We start from the raw sequence: 21,547 nt of genomic DNA on the forward strand, positions 1-21,547 counted from the left end.
TCGGTTCTCTCCTTCAGGTTATTTAATATAATTCCTAATTTTGTCGCCTTCCGGTCATAGCCGCTGTTGTCATCAGCGCAGCCCTATTCCCCTGCGCAATTCTTCCATGATCTCTGGTACTGCTGAAGCCGAAACTGGATGGCCCGCAGCAACTCTGGACTCAGCTTCTGCCATCGTCTGTCTCTTCAAATAATCCCGAAGTGCCAGCGGATAGCTGCTCAGAGCAGCGTTCACGGCGAGCTGCATTTTATCCGTCCACACCGTTTCAAACGCAGTCCGGGCTTCCCCGAAGCTGAAAGCTTCCCGATTCTTACTGCGGCCATTACGCAGCAGCTTAGTGGATGCTTCATCAATGGTTTTGCCATTTGAATTTAGCACTACACCGTATTGCTCCCGCGCCTGATCTTCCGACAAAAGTCCTTTCTGCATATCATTCAGTACGAATGCAGGTTCCCGTTCATAAGGATCTCCATATCCGCCGCCGCCCTGGGACAGAAAAGTCACGGTATCTCCCGGTTGTAGTAAAAGCTCATCAATCCGGCCAAGGTTGCGTTCATCTGGCCGGCCTTCATTAAATATCGCTTCTCCATGCTTACCTACACCACCTCCCAAGCGGCCCCAGGGCTGGAATTCCATCCGTTCCATATTTCTTGCGGTCATCACGGTATCCGGACTGAGAATCCTGACGCGCAGGTCGATGCCGCTGCCGCCCCTGAATTTGCCGGCTCCGGCTGAATCCGCCCTTAAACCGTAACGTTCAATTAGTACAGGCATCTCCGCCTCAACCGTTTCAGCCGGGATATTCCGCAAATGGCCTACGGCGAAATCCATCCCGTCAATCCCATCCTTCATCGGTCTTGCCCCTGATCCGCCACAGATCGGCTGAATTACACCAACTTTGCTCTTGCCGTCGGAAGCATCGGTCATTGCCATCATCACAATGCAGGCTTGACCTGCTCCTGCAGCCGGCACCTTGCTGCTCTGCGCCTGGCTCAGCGCCCCTGTAATGACATCCATCACCCGGATAAAGGTCGCCGCTCGCGCACCTACTGCCGCCATCGGTTCCGGATTGAGCACCGATGCCGGAGGCGCGTAGTTGCGCACCATCCGCACCATCCCGGAATTCCATGGAATCGCCGGATCCAGTGTCCGGAAGTAGCGGATCAACGCCGGCACAAGCATATAGTGCCCTTGCTGGTTATGGGTCGGAATATTAAACGAAGCTCTAACCTGCGGGTCGGTTCCGCTAAAGTCCAGATAGATATCCGTGCCGGTAATTGTCATGCGGCAGCGCAGCCGGATCGGATAGCCGCCGGGACCCTTCTCCAGATAGTCCCAGAAGTCATAGGAGCCGTCGGGAATATCCTGAATGATCGCCCGGGCTTTAAGCTCCGCATACTCCAGCAGATTCTCAATGCCTTGCTCCACCTGCTCCGCACCATATCTGCCGATGAGTTCCTTCAGCCGCTGTTCCCCTCTGTTCAGCGCTGCCATAAGCGCATTGAGATCGCCAAGGTTCTGCCCGGGAATCCGGCTGTTGTCCAGCAGCAGCCGGAGCACCTGCTCATTCCTGCGGCCAGCCTCATACAGCTTGACCGGCGCAATCCGGATGCCCTCCATATGTATGTCATAGGCGCTTGGCGATACGCTGCCCGGAACCTTTCCGCCGACATCCGAAGAATGTACGAAGCAAAGTCCAAAAGCAATGATCCTGCCGTCATGGAAATAAGGCTTAATCAGGTGAATATCCGGCAGATGGGTAACCATCCCCCCCGTGGTATAGGGGTCATTACAGATGACTATGTCACCTTCCTGCCACTGGTGTATTGCCTTGATGGCGGTAGCCGCAGGAATTCCGAGGGAGAGGTTGTATCCAGTATTCAGCGGAGAGCCGAACGTCTCGCCTTCCGGCGTTAACAGGTAGGTGCCGAAATCACCCGTTTCCTTGACAAAAGCGGTAAAGCCGGTGCGCAGCACAACGTTGGCCATTTCCTCTACTGCTGCCTGAATCCGGTTATTGAAGATTTCGAGGAAGACTTTATCCGTAATCATAGATCTGCCTCCCCGATAATATTTCCGTTAGCATCTCCGTGTATTGTGTAGCCGGGAGGTACAAACACCGTCGTATCATATTCCTCAAGGATAGCCGGACCGGAGATTCTTGTATCTGCGTTCAGATGCTCCCGATTAAGCACCTTAGCCTGATAATCCAATCCGTCAAAAGTGATTCCCCGGGTCTCCACAGGTTTTCCACTGCCTGCTACCTGCGGAGAAGCTGCCCTAATCTTACTTGGCAGAAGCCCGACGATACTTGCCCGCAGATTGACAAACATGACTTCCGCCTCCGGCTGGCTGATTCCGAACACGGATTCATATTTGCGGTGGAATTTAATCTCCGCTTCTTTAGGATCAGAAATATCAGAATCTGAGAGGATAACCTCCAGATCAAATGCCTGTCCTTCATATCGCATATCCGCGCTGTAAATGACGTATGTACCGCCCAGGGTTACTCCGCCCTTAGCCTCATCCTCAATCCAGCGGCGTCCTTGCTGCTCAAGCGAAAAGAAATGTGTCTGAAGTTCTTCGGCATCCAGTCCACGGCTGCGCTTGTGAAGTGTGAAGACAAAGTCGTTGCGCAAATTGGCAACCGTACAGCCCAGAGCACAAAGCGTGCCAGGAGAAGGTGGAATTAGCACCCGGCGGATGCCAACTTCACGTGCCATCAGAAAAGCATGCATCGGGCCGGCCCCCCCATAGGCAAGCAGAGTGAAGTCACGGGGATCGACTCCTTTTCGCGCCATCAGCGGTGAGAATTGGGCATACATATTCGCAGTGGCCACATCCAGAATGGCCTGCGCCGTCTGCTTGGCAGTTAGCCCGAGCTGGTCACCCAAAATCGTAAGCGCCTGTTCAGCCAGTTCAGGGAACAGCTGCATCTGGCCGCCGAGAAAACGGTCGGCCTGCAGAATGCCTAAATACAAATAGGCATCCGTGGTTGTTGCCTGCTTGCCGCCGCGGTTGTAGCACGCCGGGCCCGGCTTGGCGCCAGCACTGCGTGGCCCTACCTTCAATACCCCGACCGAATCAACCCAGGCAATCGAGCCTCCGCCTGCTCCGATGGCGGTTACATCTACCGCAGGGATGATGACCGGGAAATCCCCCACCTGATTCTCTGTGGAGTAAGCAGGCTCCTTGTCGATTAAGGCGACATCTACGCTTGTCCCGCCCATGTCGAAGGTAACGACCTGGTTAATCCCTGCCTGCTCCGCGATAAAGGTTGCGCCAATCACACCCGAGGCAGGACCGGACAGGAGCGTCCTTACTGGCTCGGACGCAGCGCGGGCAGCGGTCATCATACCACCGTTTGACATGGTGGACAGCAACGTCGCCGATACGCTGTAGGGTCCGATTCCTTCTTGCAGACGCTTGAAATAAGACCCCATCCGTTCGCCTACATAAGCATTCATCACTGCGGCCAGCGTCCGCTCGAACTCTCGCTGCTGCGGCCAGATTGCACTGCTTCTGCAGATGAACAGCTGCGGATAACGCTCACGGATCAGCTGTTCGGCCAGTTGCTCATGCCCGGCATTGGCATAAGAATGCAGGAAGCTGATGGCCAGCGCCGTAACCCCCTCCTGCATCAATTCATCCACTGCCTGGAGCAGTTGTTGCGGGTCCAGTGGGGTGAGCACTCTGCCGTCTGCGAGCTGACGTTCATCAATTTCTTTTACAAGCTGACGCGGGACAAGCGGCAGCGTTTTATCCCCATAGAGGTTAGTTGTATTCTCAAGCCGCAAGCGGCGTATTTCGAGTACATCCCGGAAACCTCTGGTCACCAGCAGCCCGGTAACTGCACCACTGCGTTCGATCAGCGTATTTACGCCAAGTGTAGTACCATGTACGAAGAGCTCAATTTTGCGTGTGTCCACTCCCTTCGACTGCAGCTGGTCTAATGCCTGGAATATCGCCTGTTCGGGAGCATCGGCTATCGAGGGTATTTTGAGCGCCGCGACAATCTGGCCCTGCCCGTCTGTAACAATGGCATCCGTAAAGGTTCCGCCAATATCTATGCCTAAGCGGTAATGGATCTCCACACTTTCCACTCCTTTATTCAAAGCATTTACAAATTGCGCTGTTCCTGATTTTGGATAGCGTAATAACGTTTGACATCCTCTATCATTTGATTGATATGCATAACCATTGCCGCTTCCGCCTGCTCAGGTGAACCCGCAGCAACGGCATCCAGAATTTTACGGTGATCAACCACAAGCTCGCTGCCCACCGTACGGCGAATATAGGCGGTTTCCAGGAAGTCCTTGCCGGTTTGCCATACCAGCTGAGCCGCATGGAGCAATACCTGATTACGCGCCGTAAGTGCTAGTAAAGTATGAAATTCACGGTCTTCTTCATAGGGAATGATATTTTGCGATAACAGCTTGTTCTGACTTGCAATAGAAGCCTCTAGCAGACTGATTTCTTCCTTTGTAGCCCGCTGTGCAGCCAGTGCGGCAATTTCCCGCTCAAGCGCCCGTCTGGCCACTAACACATCCACCAGTGCGGACTCTCCTGAATTATTCAATAGCTGCAGGAATTGAGAATTCACATTTTTCTGGTGCAGCTCTTTCTCCAAATATTCAATGCGCCTTGTTCCTTTTTCCGTCAGAATACGCCCTTTCCGGCCTTCCAGAACGGTATAGCCCTCGAAATCAAATTCCATCAGCTTGCGTCCGATGGTTGCCTGGCTGAGTTCATATTTCTTCCCCAGCGTATGAACCAGAGTGCTGGCTCCTAGCGGAACTTCAGCATTCCTCAGAGCCTTTAAGAATTCATACTCGAGCTGCAGATGATGCGATTCCAGTGCCACTCTGTTCATCCTTTCATGTTGCTAGATTGACGTCGTTACTCATTGATGATTAATAGAATTATAACTAAATAATGACAAATTTACAACAAAATACTCCCAAATAAAGCATGATTTTGACAATTTATTTTTATGAGCACTAACGGGCAAGAAAAGCCTACTCTGCGAGGTTATTATTCGATATCTATTTTCAATATGCTTGATTGATCTCCCTATCACAATCTCTCCTTCTTCTACTTCTGTATATCTAAAAAAAACAGGAAGCCGATAAACGGCTCCCTGTAAAATTGAACTTAAGATCTATATAGATTGAACTGGGCCTGATGCTTATTGAATAAGCTTGTGCAGCTCTGATACGCTTGCTGTGTACTGCGGTTTGAATTCGCTGGATGCCATATAACCGGCTACGCTGGACAGGAATTGTCTTCCTTCCGGCGTTTCGCCTGCTTTACTGGCGTCGAGGGCACAGACCAGCAGATTGCCCGCCCTTACTCGGCACTCAAAGAGGAACCCCAGCTTATGATTACGCTCAAAGTTGTCGATTGTCTGCACAATTGGGCTCCACTCCCGGTCGGTTCCGTCCAGGATAATTGATTTTGAGTTCTCTATGATACTCCACCAAGGGTACGTGGAATATTGTTCACACGGGAAATCACGGAACACAGGATGGCTGTTGTCGATCAGCAGCCCCAGGGTACCAACAGGTACCGGGCGGTTCATGCTCTCAGAGATGGAGCGAAACATAGGGTAGCACCAGAAATCCGTACAATAGAAGCCTTCAACAGCGTTATGAAGCGACTCCGGTTTCGGCATGAGCAGCACGTTGTCACCTTGCTCCAGCAGCGCAAGTGCCTCATCGGAAAGCTCTTCGAAAATGCGGATGCCATCCAGCCCGGAACTGCTTTTCTCTGGATATACCCACAGGTCGTAGGATTTACGGATATCTGATCCGGCGATTCTCAGAGTAAGTACAGCTTTGGTCATCCTCTGGACGGCAGGAAGATCAATGGCCAGCTGGCAGATATCGATGTAATTCAAACCCGCCGGGATGTTAACTTCACTTGAGCCTTCGGCCAGCGTTCTGCCATCTGTGGTCAACTCCCATTGCAGCACAAGGGAGTCTGGTGTTCCGGGCCGGAACCAGCTCAGCTCGACGCTGGCGCTGAAGACTTCTCCGGAGACGTAGTTGTATTTCGGGAATCTTGCCAACAGGACAGCATCGCTGCAGAAGGTGCGCCAATCTTCAGGCGTGATCATTCCCTTGGAATCCATAAAGGCATCGAGGATACCAACCAAGGCTGTACCCTGTCCGCTGAAATCCTGCAGATCCAGCAGCTGGAAGCCAGCAAGTCTCCGGGTGCGGAAAGCGGCCTCAAGCTCTTCTTTGTAACAAGCAGCCGCCAGCTGTCCAGAAGCCGCGAAATATTTGCCCGCGAGATGTCCCTGGCCATTGCTTTCCAGCCGTTCTTGGAAAATTTTGAAATTCCCAGCTTTGAGCGCTCCTGTATATTTGCCGATTTCCTCATAATTCGGATAAGTCGCGTATTGCCCGATCTCATGCGAGATCACAGGAATATGCGGAATCCATTCCCCGGATGTGTCTCCGACCTGCACCGTCTTGGCTTCGGTACCATACTGAATTTGGACAGTGCCTCCAGCTTCTGCTATCTCCCTGCCCTGCAGGGACGGTGGAACGAACTGGTCGTCATAATCCTTCATCGTACCCGGCAGCGCAGTCTGGACATGACCGAGCGGTGCGTCGCACATCGCATAAGAGCCTCTGAACAGACGATCCTTCGAGAAACGCACTCCGCAGAAGAAATCATCATGCTCCAGAATTTCCGGAACCCATTGGTGGTTGTTCGAGCCTTGAGTATACAGGGGTCTATTGTCGAATGCTTTATAGTCTTTGAGAATGGAATCGATCTTGGTTCTGCTGCCCCACAGCTCATTGCCTAGCGACATCATCACGAATGACGGATGATTGCCGAACGCTTTCAGAATTTCATATCCTTCACTGACCAGATAGTCTTGCTCCGCCTGGTTATGACCCTCGTCGGATGGTTCCGTAATCGTTCCCCAGAACGGCAGCTCCGGCTCCATATAGATCCCGAGCCTATCGGCAGCGGTAAAGGCCGCTTCCGGCGGACAGCAAGTGTGGAAGCGGTAATGGTTGATACCATAGGATTTGGAAATCCCCAGGATTCTAAGCCATTCCTCTACGTCAGTCGGGGCATATCCGGTCAATGGGAAGATCAGCCCGTCATGTTTACCGCGGAGAAAAGTCTTCTCCCCGTTGATCGTGAATTTCTCGCCGTCCGCCTTGAACTCCCTCAAGCCGAAGAACGACTCATACAATTCGCCGGTTCCGACTGCTCCATCCTTCAGGAGGATGTTAAGGTTATAGAGATTGGGTGCGGTTTCACTCCAAGGAAGCGCATCCAAACCTAACGTGTAGTCGATCGTAAAGTTCCCCGGCGAGATTGTGAATTCCTGCTCAGCCACTGAATGGGCTGTCTGGCTATTAAAACTGGAAGCTGATACAGCAATCGTTGTTACAGCCGTTCCTTCCAGTGTTCCTGTGATTCGGACAGAACGTTCGGGCAGATTCGGATCGAGCCGAATTCCGCTCAAATAGGACTTGCCGTAGAACTGAAGCTCGATGCGTCCTGTGATTCCGTTCCAGTTGGTCTGAGTGTCCGGCGAAGTCATATGTCCGCCTTTGGTCGGATAACCGGTATTATCGACCCGGACAGTGAGTGTCTGACTGCCAGGCTGAAGCTTCCCTGTCAAATCATATACATGCGCGGTGTTCAGGCTATCACGGCTGCCAATCTCTTGACCGTTCAGCCAGAGTGTCGTAAGCCTGGTACGCTCCAAATATAGAAAACAAGTCTTTCCTGCGAGTTCTTCTGGAATGACTACTTCCTTCGAATACCAGGCCGACCCTTCGAACAGGTACTCATCTGTCAGGGCGCTGACCAGAACCTCTTCGTTCTTCGGTCCCTTGCGGGCATGTGATGTCGTTCCCGGCAAGGTAATGAAATCAGAAAAAGGCAGCTGCAGTCCCTGCTTCTCCTTATCTAATTGCAATTTCCACTCGCCTTCAAGGCTAATCTTTGTCTGCAACTCTTTCACTCCTAATCATGGTAATCTATGCAACCCTATGTTGTTACTCCTGATCTTTGGTTCCCCATTACTTTCTCCTTGAACATAGCTGTTTCCTGCTTCACCCATCTTACTTCTCAGCTTCTTTAGTCGCTCCGTAAGTATCCAAACTTCTCCTCCTTCACTTCCCCCCTTTTTAATTTTCCAAATTCAATCTATATAGTTCTTTCACGAGACAATAAATGCATATTGTATTACATTTAATGGATGATAGTTTAACGATGCACTTAATTGTAAGCGCTATCAATTTTATTAATGGAGGTGTTTGTTTTTGTGTATGCCCGAATCATCACTCTAATGAACAATTTGCGGCTCAGGACGAAGCTGTTCTTGTCTTTTGGCTGTGTCGCCTTAATTCCAGTGTTGATTGTTGGGTTATTTCTGACGAGTGAACTACGGAATATGGCGATGGACAATGCTCTGGAGCAAATTACAGCCAATGTGGACCGGGTGAAAAAACGGACCGGCGAAATGCTGGGCGTCCCGCTCGACATTGCTTACCGGCTGTCCAATGACAGCCGGCTGGAGGAAGCTGCCAACCACCGGTACGAGTCGGTCTATGATGTTGTGAAGGCATATTGGGACTATCCTGACTTTCGTGATTTTATCCGTCTGTACAAAGAGATCTCCAGCATCCGCCTGTATATCAATAACCCCACGATTCTTGACAACTGGGAGTTTCTGCAGGCGGATGATACGGTCACACAGGAGCAGTGGTATCAAACCGCTATCGCCAAGAAAGGCCTGGTCTGCTGGAATTATATCCGTGACAACCGCGACGGCCGGTATTATCTCAGTCTGATCCGCAAAGTAGATTTTCTGAAGCAGCGTACCGCTGGAGTTTTAGTTGTAAATGTGAATACGGACGAACTAAATGCCATCCTGAATCAGGAGACTTTTGAAACCATAATAGTAGATGAGAACGACAATATAGTAGCCTCCAACCGTGCAGATACGCTGGGCAAATCACTGGATGATATTAACTTCAGCCCTGTATCTGCCGCGATCGCCGGACAAGGTCCCTATGATATAACGATTGAGGGCAAACCTTTCAAAATGCTGATTGATGATTGGCATCCAGGGGGAAGCCTGAACAGTCTGCGCATCATCTCCATCTTTTCCGTTGAAAGTATCGTGAGCGAACCCAACCGGATTATCTCACTGGCTTCCGCTGTCATTATTTCTGCATTACTGATGGCTATTCTGCTTATCTATTATTTCTCCCGGGTACTCACCGGACGGATGCTGCACTTAAGCAAACATATTTCCAAGGTCGCTTCCGGTAATCTAAGTGCTACGCTGGTAATTGACGGTAAAGATGAAATCGGCCAGCTGGCGAGACAGTTCAATCATATGGTGCGGAATATTAACGACCTCATGAGCGAGGTACAGGAATCCAACCGGCAAAAGAATGCAATCGAGCTGAAGCAGAATGAGATTAAATTCAAAATGATGGCCAGCCAGATCAACCCCCATTTTCTGTTCAATGCTCTGGAATCCATCCGCATGAAAGCTCTAGTCAGGGGCCAGTCTGATATATCCCAGGTCGTGCGGCTGCTCGGGAAAATGATGCGCAAAAACCTGGAGGTCGGCAATGGGATGATCAGCCTGGAAAGCGAGCTGGAGACCGTAAACTGCTACCTGATCATTCAGAAATTCCGCTATGATGATAGGTTAGCCTATGAGCTTCAAGTAGACCCCAAGGCTCACAGTATTCAGATTCCGCCACTGATCATTCAGCCCCTGGTGGAGAATTGTGTGATCCACGGGCTGGAGAACCGGATTGACGGCGGTATGGTCCGGGTGGATATCCGTATAGAAGACAAACAGCTCAAGGTGCAGGTATCCGACAATGGCATAGGTATTTCCAAAGAACGGATGCAAGAACTCCGGCAGATGCTGGAGAACAAGGATGACTATGAAACCAATAATATCGGGATGCGCAATATTCATTTGCGGCTTCAGTTAACCTACGGCCCGGAATGCGGACTTACCCTGTCCAGTCAAACCGGATTCGGAACGCAGATTAGCTTTGCCATCCCCCTGAGGAGCGATTCTTATGTATAGTGTGTTGATTGTGGATGATGAGCTGGCAATCCGTGAAGGACTTACTGCTCTGCTGGACTGGGAGAGCAGTGGATTTCAGATTATAGATACAGCGGCGAACGCCATAGAAGCCAAGTATAAATATGAACTCTATAGTCCTGATCTGATGATTGTAGATATCCGGATGCCCGGCAGAGATGGTCTGGAGCTTATTAAAGAGCTGCGGGAAAACGATCCGGAGATGCACATCATTATCCTCAGCGGTTATGCCGATTTCGACTATGCTAAGCGTGCACTGGCTTTTGGCATTGATAACTATTTACTTAAGCCGGTAGATGAATTGGAATTGCAGTTATATCTGGCAAAACTGTCCGCTGAGCTGGATGCGAGGAGCTCCCATCGCAAGAATCATGCTGCCGTCAAGGTATGGAGCCGTGAAATGCTGGTTCAATCCCTGCTGATGGAGAACAGCCCGCAGATGCTGCCATCAATGGAGGCATCCATCCATGAAGCAGGACTGCTATGGGATTCCTATCAGGTAGTCCTGATCCGGCTGCTGCTCCAGGACAATGCGGACAACGGGCCTTCAACGGCCGTAAAAGCCAGACTTGCAGCAAGCTTTGATGAACAGGCGTGGGGGATTGTCTTCTCGCTGGACTCCTATTTGGGGGTTCTCCTGCAGCCCTCTTATCAGAAGGAGCTTGTACGCAAATTAATGGTACAGAATATACAGCAAGCCGTAACTGCCCATGGGCTTGAATGCATCATCACAGCGGGTGATATGGTGGATACCCTGGAGGAGCTTCCCGTCTCCCGCCAATCCGCACTGGTACGGATGAAGGAGCATTTTTTCTACGACGAGTCAGGTATGATTGGACCGGATTCCCTAAAGCTGAAGAAAGTACTCAAGGTCAGACCGGAGGAAGTGGAATGCAGGCTTGATTCTGTGGTGGAGCGCCTGTATTTCGCCATGGATATCGGCAGCTTCGATGTACTCCCTTCCTTAATCCAGGAAACCGGTGAACTGATGATCGCCGCCAGTTACTCCGAGATGGCTATGAAATCACGCTATGTACGAATGGTCACGCATTTGATCAACAAACTCTCACTCCAATACAGTGAGCTGGCTTTGCAGCACAACCGGATGGATGAGCAAATCCAGCAAATCTATAAACACACCTCCTTGCCCCAGCTGTATCGCTACATCACCACTATGCTGGAGCAGTATGCCGGCGTAATTACCCGAGACGATATGGACGTCTTAATGAAGCGACTGCTAGACCTTATTCACCGCCATTACAATGAGAACTTGAAACTCGAAACGCTGGCGGATGTGTTTACTTACAGCAGCGCTTATCTGGGCAAGCTTTTCAAAAACAGTACAGGCCTTTCCTTCAATAGCTATCTGGACAAGGTCCGCATTGAAAAAGCCAAGGAGCTGCTGGATCAGGGCTGGAAAATCCATCAGGCTGCGAGCGAAGTCGGATTCAGCGATGTGGATTATTTTCGCGAAAAGTTCAAAAAAGTTGAAGGGATCTCTCCTTCCGTCTACCGTAGAGGAAGCTCTGTGTGAGCACGAAGTTTCAGAAATCGCTTACGAAAAGAGCTGATTTCCCCCTGTTTTTTATATAAAATGTTCGGGTGTTTCCCTGATTTACTGTAGCTTATGATAATGCCATATCGAAGGAGGGACATAAATGAAAGCGATTACCACCACCAAAATGAAGCTGGAGCCGAAGAAGCCTGCCTCACGCTTTTGGGCAACGTTTCTACAGCAGAAATATCTCTATATGATGGCCATCCCGTTTGTGCTCTGGGCATTTGTATTTAACTACCTGCCGTTATGGGGATGGACTATGGCCTTTCAAAAATACAAACCCGGCAAATCCTTTTTCGAGCAGAAATGGGTCGGTCTGCAGTACTTTAGAGAGCTTTTCCAGGATGAGCAATTCTTCAATGCGCTGCGCAATACGCTCGCTATGAGTATCATGGGCCTGCTTGCCGGATTCATCATTCCCATCATATTCGCCATCCTTCTGAATGAGATGCGGCTGCAAATTCTGAAACGCTTCGTACAGACGGTCTCTTATCTTCCCCACTTCGTATCCTGGGTAGTTGCCGCCGGGATTATCAGCAAGATGCTATCTACCGACAACGGTGCGGTGAACGATCTGCTGATGGGCCTTCATCTTATCAGTGAACCTATTCAATTTATGGCCAAAGGCCATTTCTTTTGGGGGATTGTCACGGCTTCGGATGTCTGGAAGGAAACGGGCTGGAACACGATTATCTATCTTGCAGCCATTTCGGGTATAGGCCCGGAGCTGTATGAAGCCGCAAGGGTGGATGGTGCGAGCCGTCTGCAGCAGGTGCGTAACATTACATTGCCCGGCATCCGGACTACGATTGTTATACTGCTCATTATTTCAATCGGGCATTTAATCAGTATAGGTTTCGAGAAGCAGTTCCTGCTAGGAAATAATCTGGTGCGCGACTTCTCGCAGACATTGGATCTATATGCACTGAACTATGGACTGGGCATGGGACGTTTCTCCTTCGGTACTTCTATTAACATCTTTAACTCTGTGGTGAGTGTGATTCTGCTGTTTGTGGCCAATGGAATTTTCAAAAAAATAACGAAGGAAAGCATTATATAGGAGGCCCTTATGCTGAACAAAAAAATGGCCGCTGCGTCTTGGTCGGACCGCATCTTCGATTTGGTAGTCTATGTTGCGATTACTGTGGTGACCATAGCCACGTTGTATCCTTTTTTGAATGTGCTGGCGATTTCCTTCAACGACTCCACAGACAGTATCAAAGGCGGGATTACGGTTTTCCCCCGTGTCTTCACCTTTAAGAACTATGAGACGATCTTTGCCTATTCCGGGCTAATGACCGGACTTAAAATTTCTATCCTGCGCACCGTCATCGGCACGATCCTCGGGCTAGTCAGTGCCTCCATGCTGGCCTTCACCCTGAGCCGGGTAGACTTTCAGGCCCGCAAATTTGTCTCCACATTTCTGGCGCTTACTATGTACGTCTCGGGCGGACTGATCCCCATCTACATCCTGATCAAAAATCTGCATATGATGGGGACCTTCGGTGTCTATGTCCTGCCCAGTCTCGTAAGTGCATTTAATGTCTTCGTCATCCGTTCCTTCATCGATGGCCTCCCTTACGCCCTGCAGGAATCCGCCAAGCTGGACGGGGCTAACGACTTTACGATTTACTGGCGGGTTATTCTCCCGCTAACCAAACCGGCGCTGGCAACCATCGCCCTGTTCCTGGCTGTCGGCCAGTGGAATTCCTGGTTAGATACCTACCTCTATAACGGTTCCAAGGATGAGCTGACCACCCTGCAGTTTGAGTTGATGAAGGTCATCCAGAGCACGACGACCAATGCAGATAATTTCCGCGGCCGCAATATGACCGAGGTTATGGCTCAAATCTCTCCGGAATCGGTCAAAATGGCGATCACGATCGTCGTCACTGTACCTATTCTGGTCGTCTATCCGTTTCTGCAGCGCTATTTCGTCAAAGGCATGACTTTGGGTTCAGTAAAAAGCTAGTCCGTCTCCGGTATCGGCAGGCTTAGCCTGTGTATACAATACATTTTGTGACCAGAAAAAGGGAGGGTTTCTATTTATGACAAGAAAGACAGCGAAACCGTACGTCATTCTGATGGTCTTGACCTTGCTCCTCAGTGTGCTGGCTGGCTGCGGCGGCTCGAACAATACCAAGAATACCGCAGAGAATGCCGGAGGCACTAAGGCTACAAATGGTGGCAGCGCCACCGCAGAGGCTACGGCGAAAGCCGAAGATTTAAGTCCGCTTACCCTCTCCTTCTTCGCGGAGGACCCGAATCCGAACTGGAACAATATGAAAGACGAAGTCAGTAAAGTACTTACAGAGAAAACAGGTGTTACCCTCGATGCGGAATTTGCTGTCGGTGACCCGCAGCAAAAAATCGCATTGATCGCAGCCGGCGGCGAATATCCGGATATTATTTCCGCTAAAGCGGATATCGGCAAGCTTGTCGACGCCGGAGCGGTCATCGATCTGACCGAATTAATTGATAAATATGCGCCCAACATCAAACGTGTGCTCGGCGATAACCTCGCCCGGGCCAAGTATACCAATGAAGACCAGTCCATCTATGCCATTCCGACCTGGGCAGCAGTAGATGAGAAGAAATTCGTGGCCGGGGGCGGGTTCGAACTGCAGCACCGCGTGGTGAAAGAAGCCGGATATCCGGAAATCAGAACGGTTGCTGATTATGAGAATGTGATCAAAGCCTATCTGGAGAAGCATCCCACCGATGAGAACGGCAACAAAAACATTGGGGTTTCCCTGAACGCAGATGACTGGCATATGTATATTTCCGTCACCAACCCTGCGGTTGCCACGACAGGCGGCTCGGATGACGGGGAATATTACGTCGATCAGGAGACACATGAGGCCATCTACCACTTCCGCCGTCCAGAGGAGAAAGAATACTTCCGCTGGCTGAACCATATGAATGACATCGGCCTGCTTGATAAGGAAAGCTTCGTCCAGAAGTATGACCAATACAAAGCTAAAGTAGCCACCGGACGGGTGCTCGGCCTGATTGACCAGGATTGGGACTACAACGACGCCCAGCAGGCACTCAAGACGGCAGGGAAATTCGATCAGACCTATGGCCACTATCCCGTAACGCTTACGAAAGAATATAAGGAAACCAGCTTCTGGCCTACCGGCTTCATGGGTGGTTACGGCATCTCGATCTCCAGCACGAATCCAGATCCGGTCCGTACGATTAAGTTCCTGGATTACCTCGCTTCCGATGAAGGACAAATCCTGAACAACTGGGGGATTGAAGGAAAGCATTATGTAGTGGAGAACGGCAAACGTGTCATTCCTGCAGAAGTTCAGGACCGTATTAACAACGACAATACGGCGTTTACGAAAGAATCCGGGCTCGGCTTCTACTGGAATATGATGGTCCACTACGGTGATGGCGCCAAGGACTCAACCGGCAACTATTACACTAGAAATTTCCCGGAACAGCTTGTACTGGGTTACAGCGATGTCGAAAAAGAAACCTTAGCCGCTTATAAGGCTACCACCTGGAAGGATTTGTTCCCGAAAGAAGAAGAATTCACCGAAAAAGCTTATGGAGCGGCATGGAATATCGCGATTCCGGGCGAGGATGAAGTCTCCATTCTGGGTAACAAAATGAGGGATATTACGTGGAAACGCATTCCCCAGGCCATCCTGGCGAAACCGGCCGAATTCGATAAAATTTGGGATGCCTACATGGCTGAACTGGATAAAGCCGGCGTTGAGAAAATGGAAAAAGGCTATACCAAATTCGTTCAAGACCGTGTAGCCTTATGGAGCAGTAAATAAGGGTATTAAGTGTAGATAACGGCAGGGGGTGTCCCAAGCAGTCATTTATGGCTGTGGGTCACCCCTATTCGATTAAGTTGATTTACATCCAACTATATGTGCATCAAATTGTGTTTTACTCTGCAGCTTTGATATAGGTGATGTAATATCACCATAATGGCAGATGGAAATTCGGTGGCTAAATTTAATGATGAATATATTAAAGAAGCCGAATTTCTCAGTGGCCCTTCTTTATATTTATTGCTTTGATCTGTCCGGTCCAAACACAAGATTGGCAGACAGCTTGGCAAGCTCTATCACACGCATGACTCTCTCGCTATGTTCGAGCCTATCCGTAACCTTTTCCATATCCATTTCATTTATCATACGGTCAAAGGCGATGAATTCATCATACATCCGGTGGGGATGATCTTTACGATCCACCCGGATGGGTTGCTCCTTATTGGGAACATAATCAAAGCAATCTATACTGTTTGTCGAGCCTGTCAGGCGGATATATCCTTTATTGCCTTGAATGTTAGCTGCACTAGGAGCTGCGCTGTCTTTTGAACCTATGCAGACACATTTGAATTTACCATAATCAAGCATCAGAATGCCAGAAGTATCAATCCCACGCTCCATGTTCGCAAAGTACTCCACCTTCTCCGGGCTTCCGAAGAGGCCTATTGCCAAATGAATATTATAAATATTGATATCCATCAACGCTCCCCCGGATAGTTCCGGGTTAAACGCGGGCAGCACCTCTCCTGCTTTGAAGGCATCATAGCGGGATGAATATTGGGAATAATTGCATTCCACGATTTTAAGCTCACCCAGCTTGGGCAGAAATTCCTTCATGCTTAGATAGTTTTTTAAATATTGATTCGTGATGGCTTCTACCAGTATTAATCCACTCTGAAGTGCAATCTCTTTCAACTCCAGAAATTCACCCAAATTGGATGTGAACGGCTTCTCACAGATGACATGCTTGCCTCTCAGTAAAGCTTCTTTCACATAGGAATAATGCAGATGATTAGGCAGCCCGATATAGACCGTATCCACTTCATCACTGCCAAGCATCTCAGCATAATTGTAGAAGATCTGAGAGATTCCATATTGGCCTTGCAGGGTCAGCAATTTTTCCTGATGGTCAGGTTTTGAACAGATGGCCTGTAATGAAATAGTAGGAATATCACGAACAAAACTTAATAACTCCATCACTATATTGCCGGCTCCCACGATTCCTAATTTCATTCTAGCTGCACCCCTCTATCCCATTCTCGATGATCTCCATAACGGCAATCGTTTCTTCATCTTTTATTGTCTTATCTTTGCCCTGCATGATAGCTTGATACATATCGTCATATACCCGGGCATAGTCGCCCTTCTCAGAGACGACCTTTTCTTCATGATATTGGCCTGCATCATCCAGATAAATCAGGGTACCATAATGCTCCGGCAAATCAATGCCAAAATCAGCATGTCCCTTGGGCAAATAAAATAATTTCAGGTGCTCTTCCTGGCGGTCCTGCGTTTGTTTAACGAATACCCCCTTTTTTCCGTATACAACAAAACTTGGCCGCGCCTTCAAGCGGAAGAAGCTCGATTTAACCGATACCTTGAGTGTAGAATAATAGAAATCCAGATCAAAGTAATCATTCATTCTGCCGGTTCCCAGCAGTTGACGAACATCGTAATGTATATATTCCGGTTCCCCAAAGTAGGATAAGACCTGATCAATGGTGTGAACCCCATGTCCGTATAAATAACTGTTATTTTTGGAGTAATACTTAACTGAATTCGGGGTCTCCGGGCGATAATAATCGTAATGCATCTCCACCTCCAGCAAATCACCCAGTTTGCCTGATTCGATAACTTTTTTGGTCGTGAGGAAGTCCGAATCGAAACGTCTATTCTGATAACATTGGAGTACCAGCTTTTTCTCTTTGGCGTATTGGAAGATTGAGACTGCTTCTTCTTTGGTTGGCATAAAAGGTTTTTCGACAAGCACATTCTTCCCGTGGTCAAGCGCCATTTTGGCATAAGCATAATGCGAATCAATATGTGTACAAATCACGATCAACTGAATCTCTTCATCGTTCATTAAAGTTGCAAGTTCATCAGTGTAAAGGACGCCTTGCGCCTTCTCCCACTCTCCTTTATCCGGATTACGGGCGTAGATCGCCTTCACCTTTAAATTTTCCCGGTTTAATGAAAAAGGCAGATGATAACGGTTTGTGCTTTTGCCATTCCCGATATAACCGATCGTAAGCATATGGATTCCCCCTCAGGTCTTTTTCATTTATTATAGAAGAACTCAGTCTAACGTAAAGGATCAGCCGGCAAAACGGTACAATTCACCAATTCCTTGGTTAGATCCCGGTAGCTTTTTGAACAAAATGTTTATAGGAGTGAATTAGTTGAAGATATTGACCCAATTATCGGAAATGCATAACTTTACACCAAATGAAAAAAGTATCGCTGCCTATATTCTGATGCATAAAGAAAGCATACTGCATTTAAATATTCAGGAGCTTGCAAAGGCTACCTATACGTCGCACTCAGCGGTCAGTCGCTTAACCCATAAACTCGGGCTGTCCGGATTTAAAGAGTTCATCATTAAACTTGCCCGGGAATTCCAGCAATATACCCAGAACATTTCCAGCGTCGACCCTAACTATCCGTTTAGTGATGAGGAATCTCCACTTCAAGTGGCGAAAGAAATTGCTGAATTGATGAAGGAAACGATCGACAAAACCTTTGCCTACGTGGATGATGATTTGCTGTCCCAAACAGCCGGGATGCTGGACCAAGCCAAAAGGATCTTTATCTATGCCTTGGGCGATTCCCAAATCCGCGCGAAGAGTTTTCAGAATAAAATGATTAAAATCAACAAATACGTAGTGATCGCTACGGAGCTGTACGAATGGGCGTATCATACCGTTAATTTGACGGAAGAGGATTGCGCGATTTTCTTGACTTACCACGGAAAATCACCGATTTATGTAAGAGCCGCTCAGAACTTCAGACGTGAACAGATCCCTTTTATCACTATCACAGCTACCAATCAAAGTGAACTGGCAAAACTCAGTACGCTCTGTATTCAAGTGCCAAATGACGAAGTAAAACATGCCAAGATCGGAACCTTTTCCTCGCAAATAGCATTTGAATACGTCCTGAACGTGATATACTCCTGTATCTATAAAATTTCTTATTCGATAAACAGGGAATCCACAGTCCAATCGTTGAAAAGCACCTACGTTAATGAAATGATGAATGACTTATAGATAACGTTAAACTTGATATATAATGACCATTGCAGCAGCGAAAAGTTAACCAACAAAAGCGAACCAGCAGCACTGTAGCTGCGGGTTCGCTTTTTATTACGCCTTAAAGAGATCGTACACAGGTGTTTAATCCTAGATTTCGTTATCAAACTTCTCAGTAGATCTTCTTAGTGTTTTTTCTCTTTTTCCTATAGTTTCCTCATACCTTGAAATCTTAGAATCCAGGCGTTCCAGCGTTTTTTTCATGACTTCCATTCTTATGGCGAGCTGCTTGCGCTCTTCGATTAATAGATCTTTTCTGGCCTCGGCGGATTCATCACCCTGGTTAAATAAATCGACATATTCAATCAATACTTCTATCGAGAGACCGGCATGTCGCATACAGATGATAAACTCAACCCATTTGCAGTCTTCTTCCGTATAATCTCTGTTGCCGCTTTTGTTGCGATTTACATGAGGAATCAGCCCAATCCGTTCATAATAACGGAGTGTATCCTGAGAAACATCAAATTTCTCTGCTACCTGTTTAATGGCCAACGCCATACTCGCTTCACCTCCCGGTTTGCATCAACTATTATATTGCATGAAACTTCGTCCTTACAAGGTAGACATGTCGATGACAAAACGATAACGCACATCACTGCGGACAACACGTTCGAAGGCTTCGTCTACTTGGTTAGCAGAAATGACCTCGATTTTTGGAGCAATCCCATGCTCTGCAGAGAAATCGAGCATTTCTTGAGTTTCCTGAATTCCGCCAACGAGTGAACCCGCAATGCTGCGGCGGCCCATGATTAGTGAGAATACTTGATACTTGTCAGGCTCGGTTGGTGCACCGACATTTACAAGCGTTCCGTCGATCCGAAGCATAGACAGATAGGCATCGACATTAAGATTTGAAGATACTGTGTTTAAGATGAGGTCAAAATGATTTGCCAGCTCAGTAAATGTTGCGGGATCGCTGGTTGCATAATACTGATCTGCGCCAAGCTCCAGCGACTCACTTTTCTTATTCATAGATTGGCTGAGGACGGTTACTTCAGCACCCATGGCATGTGCGTATTGGACCGCCAGATGACCAAGACCTCCCATACCTACAATAGCAACCCTTTTGCCTGGGCCGGCGTTCCACTTTTTCAAAGGAGAGTAAGTGGTGATGCCTGCGCATAATAGCGGGCTTGCCACATCCAAAGCCAGGCTGTCGGGGATGCGGACAACGAACGCTTCTTTGACCACGATCTTTTGGCTGTATCCGCCATAGGTCACATTACCATCGTAATCATATGAATTGTACGAGTTCACAACGCCTTTCGTACAAAACTGCTCCTCACCACGTAGGCAGTACTCACATTCTCCACAGGAGTCCACAAAGCAGCCGACACCCACTCGATCGCCAATAGCAAATGTAGTGACTTCAGTACCCACAGCTGTTACGACTCCGGCCATTTCATGCCCGGGGACCATCGGGAAAATTCCGCCGCCCCATTCATCAAAAGCATTGTGAATGTCGGAATGGCAAATGCCGCAAAATTGAATATCAATTAAAATGTCATTGGGCCGCAGTTCTCTTCGCTCAATCGTTGTTTTTTCAAAAGGTGCTTTTGCACTTGCTACACTTAGTACATGGATTCTACACATGTTTTCTTCACTCCTTAGTATCTGGTACATATCTCTAACGGTCAACAATTTGCTATAGCTACATAGAGGAGTTTACCCTCTGGAGTTAACTCTAAGTCAACACCCATTTTCCAAAAGTATAATAACCCTAGGGTTTGGTGAGTATGAAGAGGCTGACGGTGGCTGGGATTTAGCCGAAGGTGTGTTCACTTGGCTAGGTTGCCTAAGCTAAACGCAGAACAACAAAAAGAGGCAAGTCTCCATTATTCAGAGACTCGCCTTTTTTGGTTGTATTCAACACTGCCCTATTTCTTTAACGATATCGCCGGATAAAATCAATCGCTTTGGCAATATCAGCTTCCGGCTGATCGCCCACTTCGCGTTCAATGGTCAAATACCCGGTGTAGCCAATATCCTGGAGCGCTTTGAAATAGTTATCAAAATCCACATGGCCTTCCCCTAAAGCCAGTTCCCGATAGCTTGCGCCAGATGCAGCATCTTCGGCAATACGGTCGTGACTCATCGGCTCATAGCCTAACGCTCCATAGACTTCACGGGGATCTACTTCCCGCAGGCGGATGCCATCCTTCACATGCGTATGAACAATGTAATCTTTCAGATTGTGCACCCCTTGAACAGGATCGTCCCCCGTTACCATGACCATGTTGGCAGGGTCAAAGTTGACAGAAACGCCATTCGTGCTCAGCGAATTGAGGAATTGCTTCAAATGTGCAGATTTTTCCGGTCCAGTCTCAATTGCAAAATAGGCATCCAAGCTCTTGGCATAGACACCAAGCTCTTCACACGCACGCTGCATCGTATCATAGACTGGATCATTCACCTGATTCGGAACAATACCAATATGCGTGGTAACAATCTGTGTTCCCAGATCAACTGCTAAATCGAGAATACGCTTCGATTTTTCGATTTTCGCCGAATTTACCTTTGCATCTTGAAAGCCATGGCCAGCCAGATCACCACACAATGCTGAAATACTCAGACCGAGGGATTCGATATAACTCTTCAATTCCTTTCGCTCTCGCGGGGACAGATTCTCAGGGTCCATCTCACCTTCAACTGCATAGATTTGTACACCATCTGCTCCCAGCTCTTTAGCTTTCGCCAGTCCATCCCGCAAGTTAAGACGCAAACTATCGACCATTATACCAATCGGGTTTGCCAAATTCATTATTAAGCC

15 protein-coding genes are annotated in these 21,547 nt (G+C 48.5%); 6 read left to right on the forward strand and 9 right to left on the reverse strand.

From position 1 onward, the window contains the following. Positions 1-72: 72 nt before the first annotated feature. The 4 genes from AC3WT9_RS05555 to AC3WT9_RS05570 all read right to left on the reverse strand — a co-directional run bounded on the left by AC3WT9_RS05555 (position 73) and on the right by AC3WT9_RS05570 (position 7,999). Positions 73-2,052 carry a hydantoinase B/oxoprolinase family protein gene (locus AC3WT9_RS05555; protein WP_341378620.1) on the reverse strand — a complete coding sequence of 660 codons (1,980 nt, stop codon included), beginning with the start codon at positions 2,050-2,052 and terminating at the stop codon, positions 73-75. Next, the gene (locus tag AC3WT9_RS05560; RefSeq protein WP_492407468.1) at positions 2,049-4,094 is read right to left on the reverse strand and encodes a hydantoinase/oxoprolinase family protein; all 2,046 of its coding nucleotides are present in this window, start codon (positions 4,092-4,094) and stop codon (positions 2,049-2,051) included. Before AC3WT9_RS05560 ends, AC3WT9_RS05555 begins: the two co-directional genes overlap by 4 nt. Before the next feature lie 26 nt (positions 4,095-4,120). After that, positions 4,121-4,864: an FCD domain-containing protein gene (locus AC3WT9_RS05565; protein ID WP_341093170.1), complete on the reverse strand. Its 744-nt coding sequence runs from the start codon at positions 4,862-4,864 to the stop codon at positions 4,121-4,123. Positions 4,865-5,188: 324 nt separating this feature from the next. Then, positions 5,189-7,999, reverse strand: a complete 2,811-nt coding sequence (locus tag AC3WT9_RS05570; RefSeq protein WP_341378618.1) for a DUF8487 domain-containing protein — start codon at positions 7,997-7,999, stop codon at positions 5,189-5,191. Between the two features lie 303 nt (positions 8,000-8,302). Here AC3WT9_RS05570 and AC3WT9_RS05575 point away from each other — a divergent pair, with 303 nt between their 5' ends. The 5 genes from AC3WT9_RS05575 (at position 8,303) to AC3WT9_RS05595 (ending at position 15,466) form a co-directional block, all read left to right on the forward strand. After that, the gene (locus AC3WT9_RS05575) at positions 8,303-10,096 is read left to right on the forward strand and encodes a sensor histidine kinase (RefSeq protein WP_492407469.1); all 1,794 of its coding nucleotides are present in this window, start codon (positions 8,303-8,305) and stop codon (positions 10,094-10,096) included. Further along, positions 10,089-11,648 (forward strand): response regulator, encoded by a 1,560-nt coding sequence (locus tag AC3WT9_RS05580; RefSeq protein ID WP_341378616.1) that lies wholly within the window; start codon positions 10,089-10,091, stop codon positions 11,646-11,648. Before AC3WT9_RS05575 ends, AC3WT9_RS05580 begins: the two co-directional genes overlap by 8 nt. A gap of 124 nt (positions 11,649-11,772) precedes the next feature. Then, positions 11,773-12,732, forward strand: a complete 960-nt coding sequence (locus AC3WT9_RS05585; protein ID WP_341093163.1) for an ABC transporter permease — start codon at positions 11,773-11,775, stop codon at positions 12,730-12,732. A gap of 9 nt (positions 12,733-12,741) precedes the next feature. Then, entirely contained in the window at positions 12,742-13,644 is a 903-nt protein-coding gene (locus AC3WT9_RS05590; protein WP_341093161.1) for a carbohydrate ABC transporter permease, read from the forward strand. 76 nt (positions 13,645-13,720) lie between these two features. Next, positions 13,721-15,466: an ABC transporter substrate-binding protein gene (locus AC3WT9_RS05595; RefSeq protein ID WP_341093160.1), complete on the forward strand. Its 1,746-nt coding sequence runs from the start codon at positions 13,721-13,723 to the stop codon at positions 15,464-15,466. Between the two features lie 237 nt (positions 15,467-15,703). Here the strand turns inward: AC3WT9_RS05595 and AC3WT9_RS05600 are convergent, their stop codons facing one another. Continuing rightward, positions 15,704-16,699: a Gfo/Idh/MocA family protein gene (locus AC3WT9_RS05600; RefSeq protein ID WP_341093158.1), complete on the reverse strand. Its 996-nt coding sequence runs from the start codon at positions 16,697-16,699 to the stop codon at positions 15,704-15,706. Position 16,700: 1 nt separating this feature from the next. Further along, entirely contained in the window at positions 16,701-17,720 is a 1,020-nt protein-coding gene (locus AC3WT9_RS05605; protein ID WP_341093156.1) for a Gfo/Idh/MocA family oxidoreductase, read from the reverse strand. A 145-nt stretch (positions 17,721-17,865) separates the two neighbouring features. Between AC3WT9_RS05605 and AC3WT9_RS05610 the strand changes: the two genes are divergently transcribed. After that, on the forward strand, positions 17,866-18,732 hold the full coding sequence (locus tag AC3WT9_RS05610) for a MurR/RpiR family transcriptional regulator (protein WP_341378614.1): 867 nt from the start codon (positions 17,866-17,868) through the stop codon (positions 18,730-18,732). A 132-nt stretch (positions 18,733-18,864) separates the two neighbouring features. Here AC3WT9_RS05610 and AC3WT9_RS05615 read toward each other — a convergent pair whose 3' ends face one another. From AC3WT9_RS05615 to AC3WT9_RS05625, 3 genes are all read right to left on the reverse strand, one after another. Then, positions 18,865-19,275, reverse strand: a complete 411-nt coding sequence (locus tag AC3WT9_RS05615) for a MerR family transcriptional regulator (RefSeq protein WP_341378613.1) — start codon at positions 19,273-19,275, stop codon at positions 18,865-18,867. Positions 19,276-19,329: 54 nt separating this feature from the next. Then, a complete protein-coding gene (locus AC3WT9_RS05620) occupies positions 19,330-20,370 on the reverse strand; it encodes an NAD(P)-dependent alcohol dehydrogenase (RefSeq protein ID WP_341378612.1) in 1,041 nt (346 codons plus the stop codon). Between the two features lie 292 nt (positions 20,371-20,662). Next, the gene (locus tag AC3WT9_RS05625) at positions 20,663-21,538 is read right to left on the reverse strand and encodes a sugar phosphate isomerase/epimerase family protein (protein WP_341093151.1); all 876 of its coding nucleotides are present in this window, start codon (positions 21,536-21,538) and stop codon (positions 20,663-20,665) included. Positions 21,539-21,547: the final 9 nt, after the last annotated feature.

The organism is Paenibacillus sp. EB106-06-01-XG199 (genome assembly GCF_058791575.1).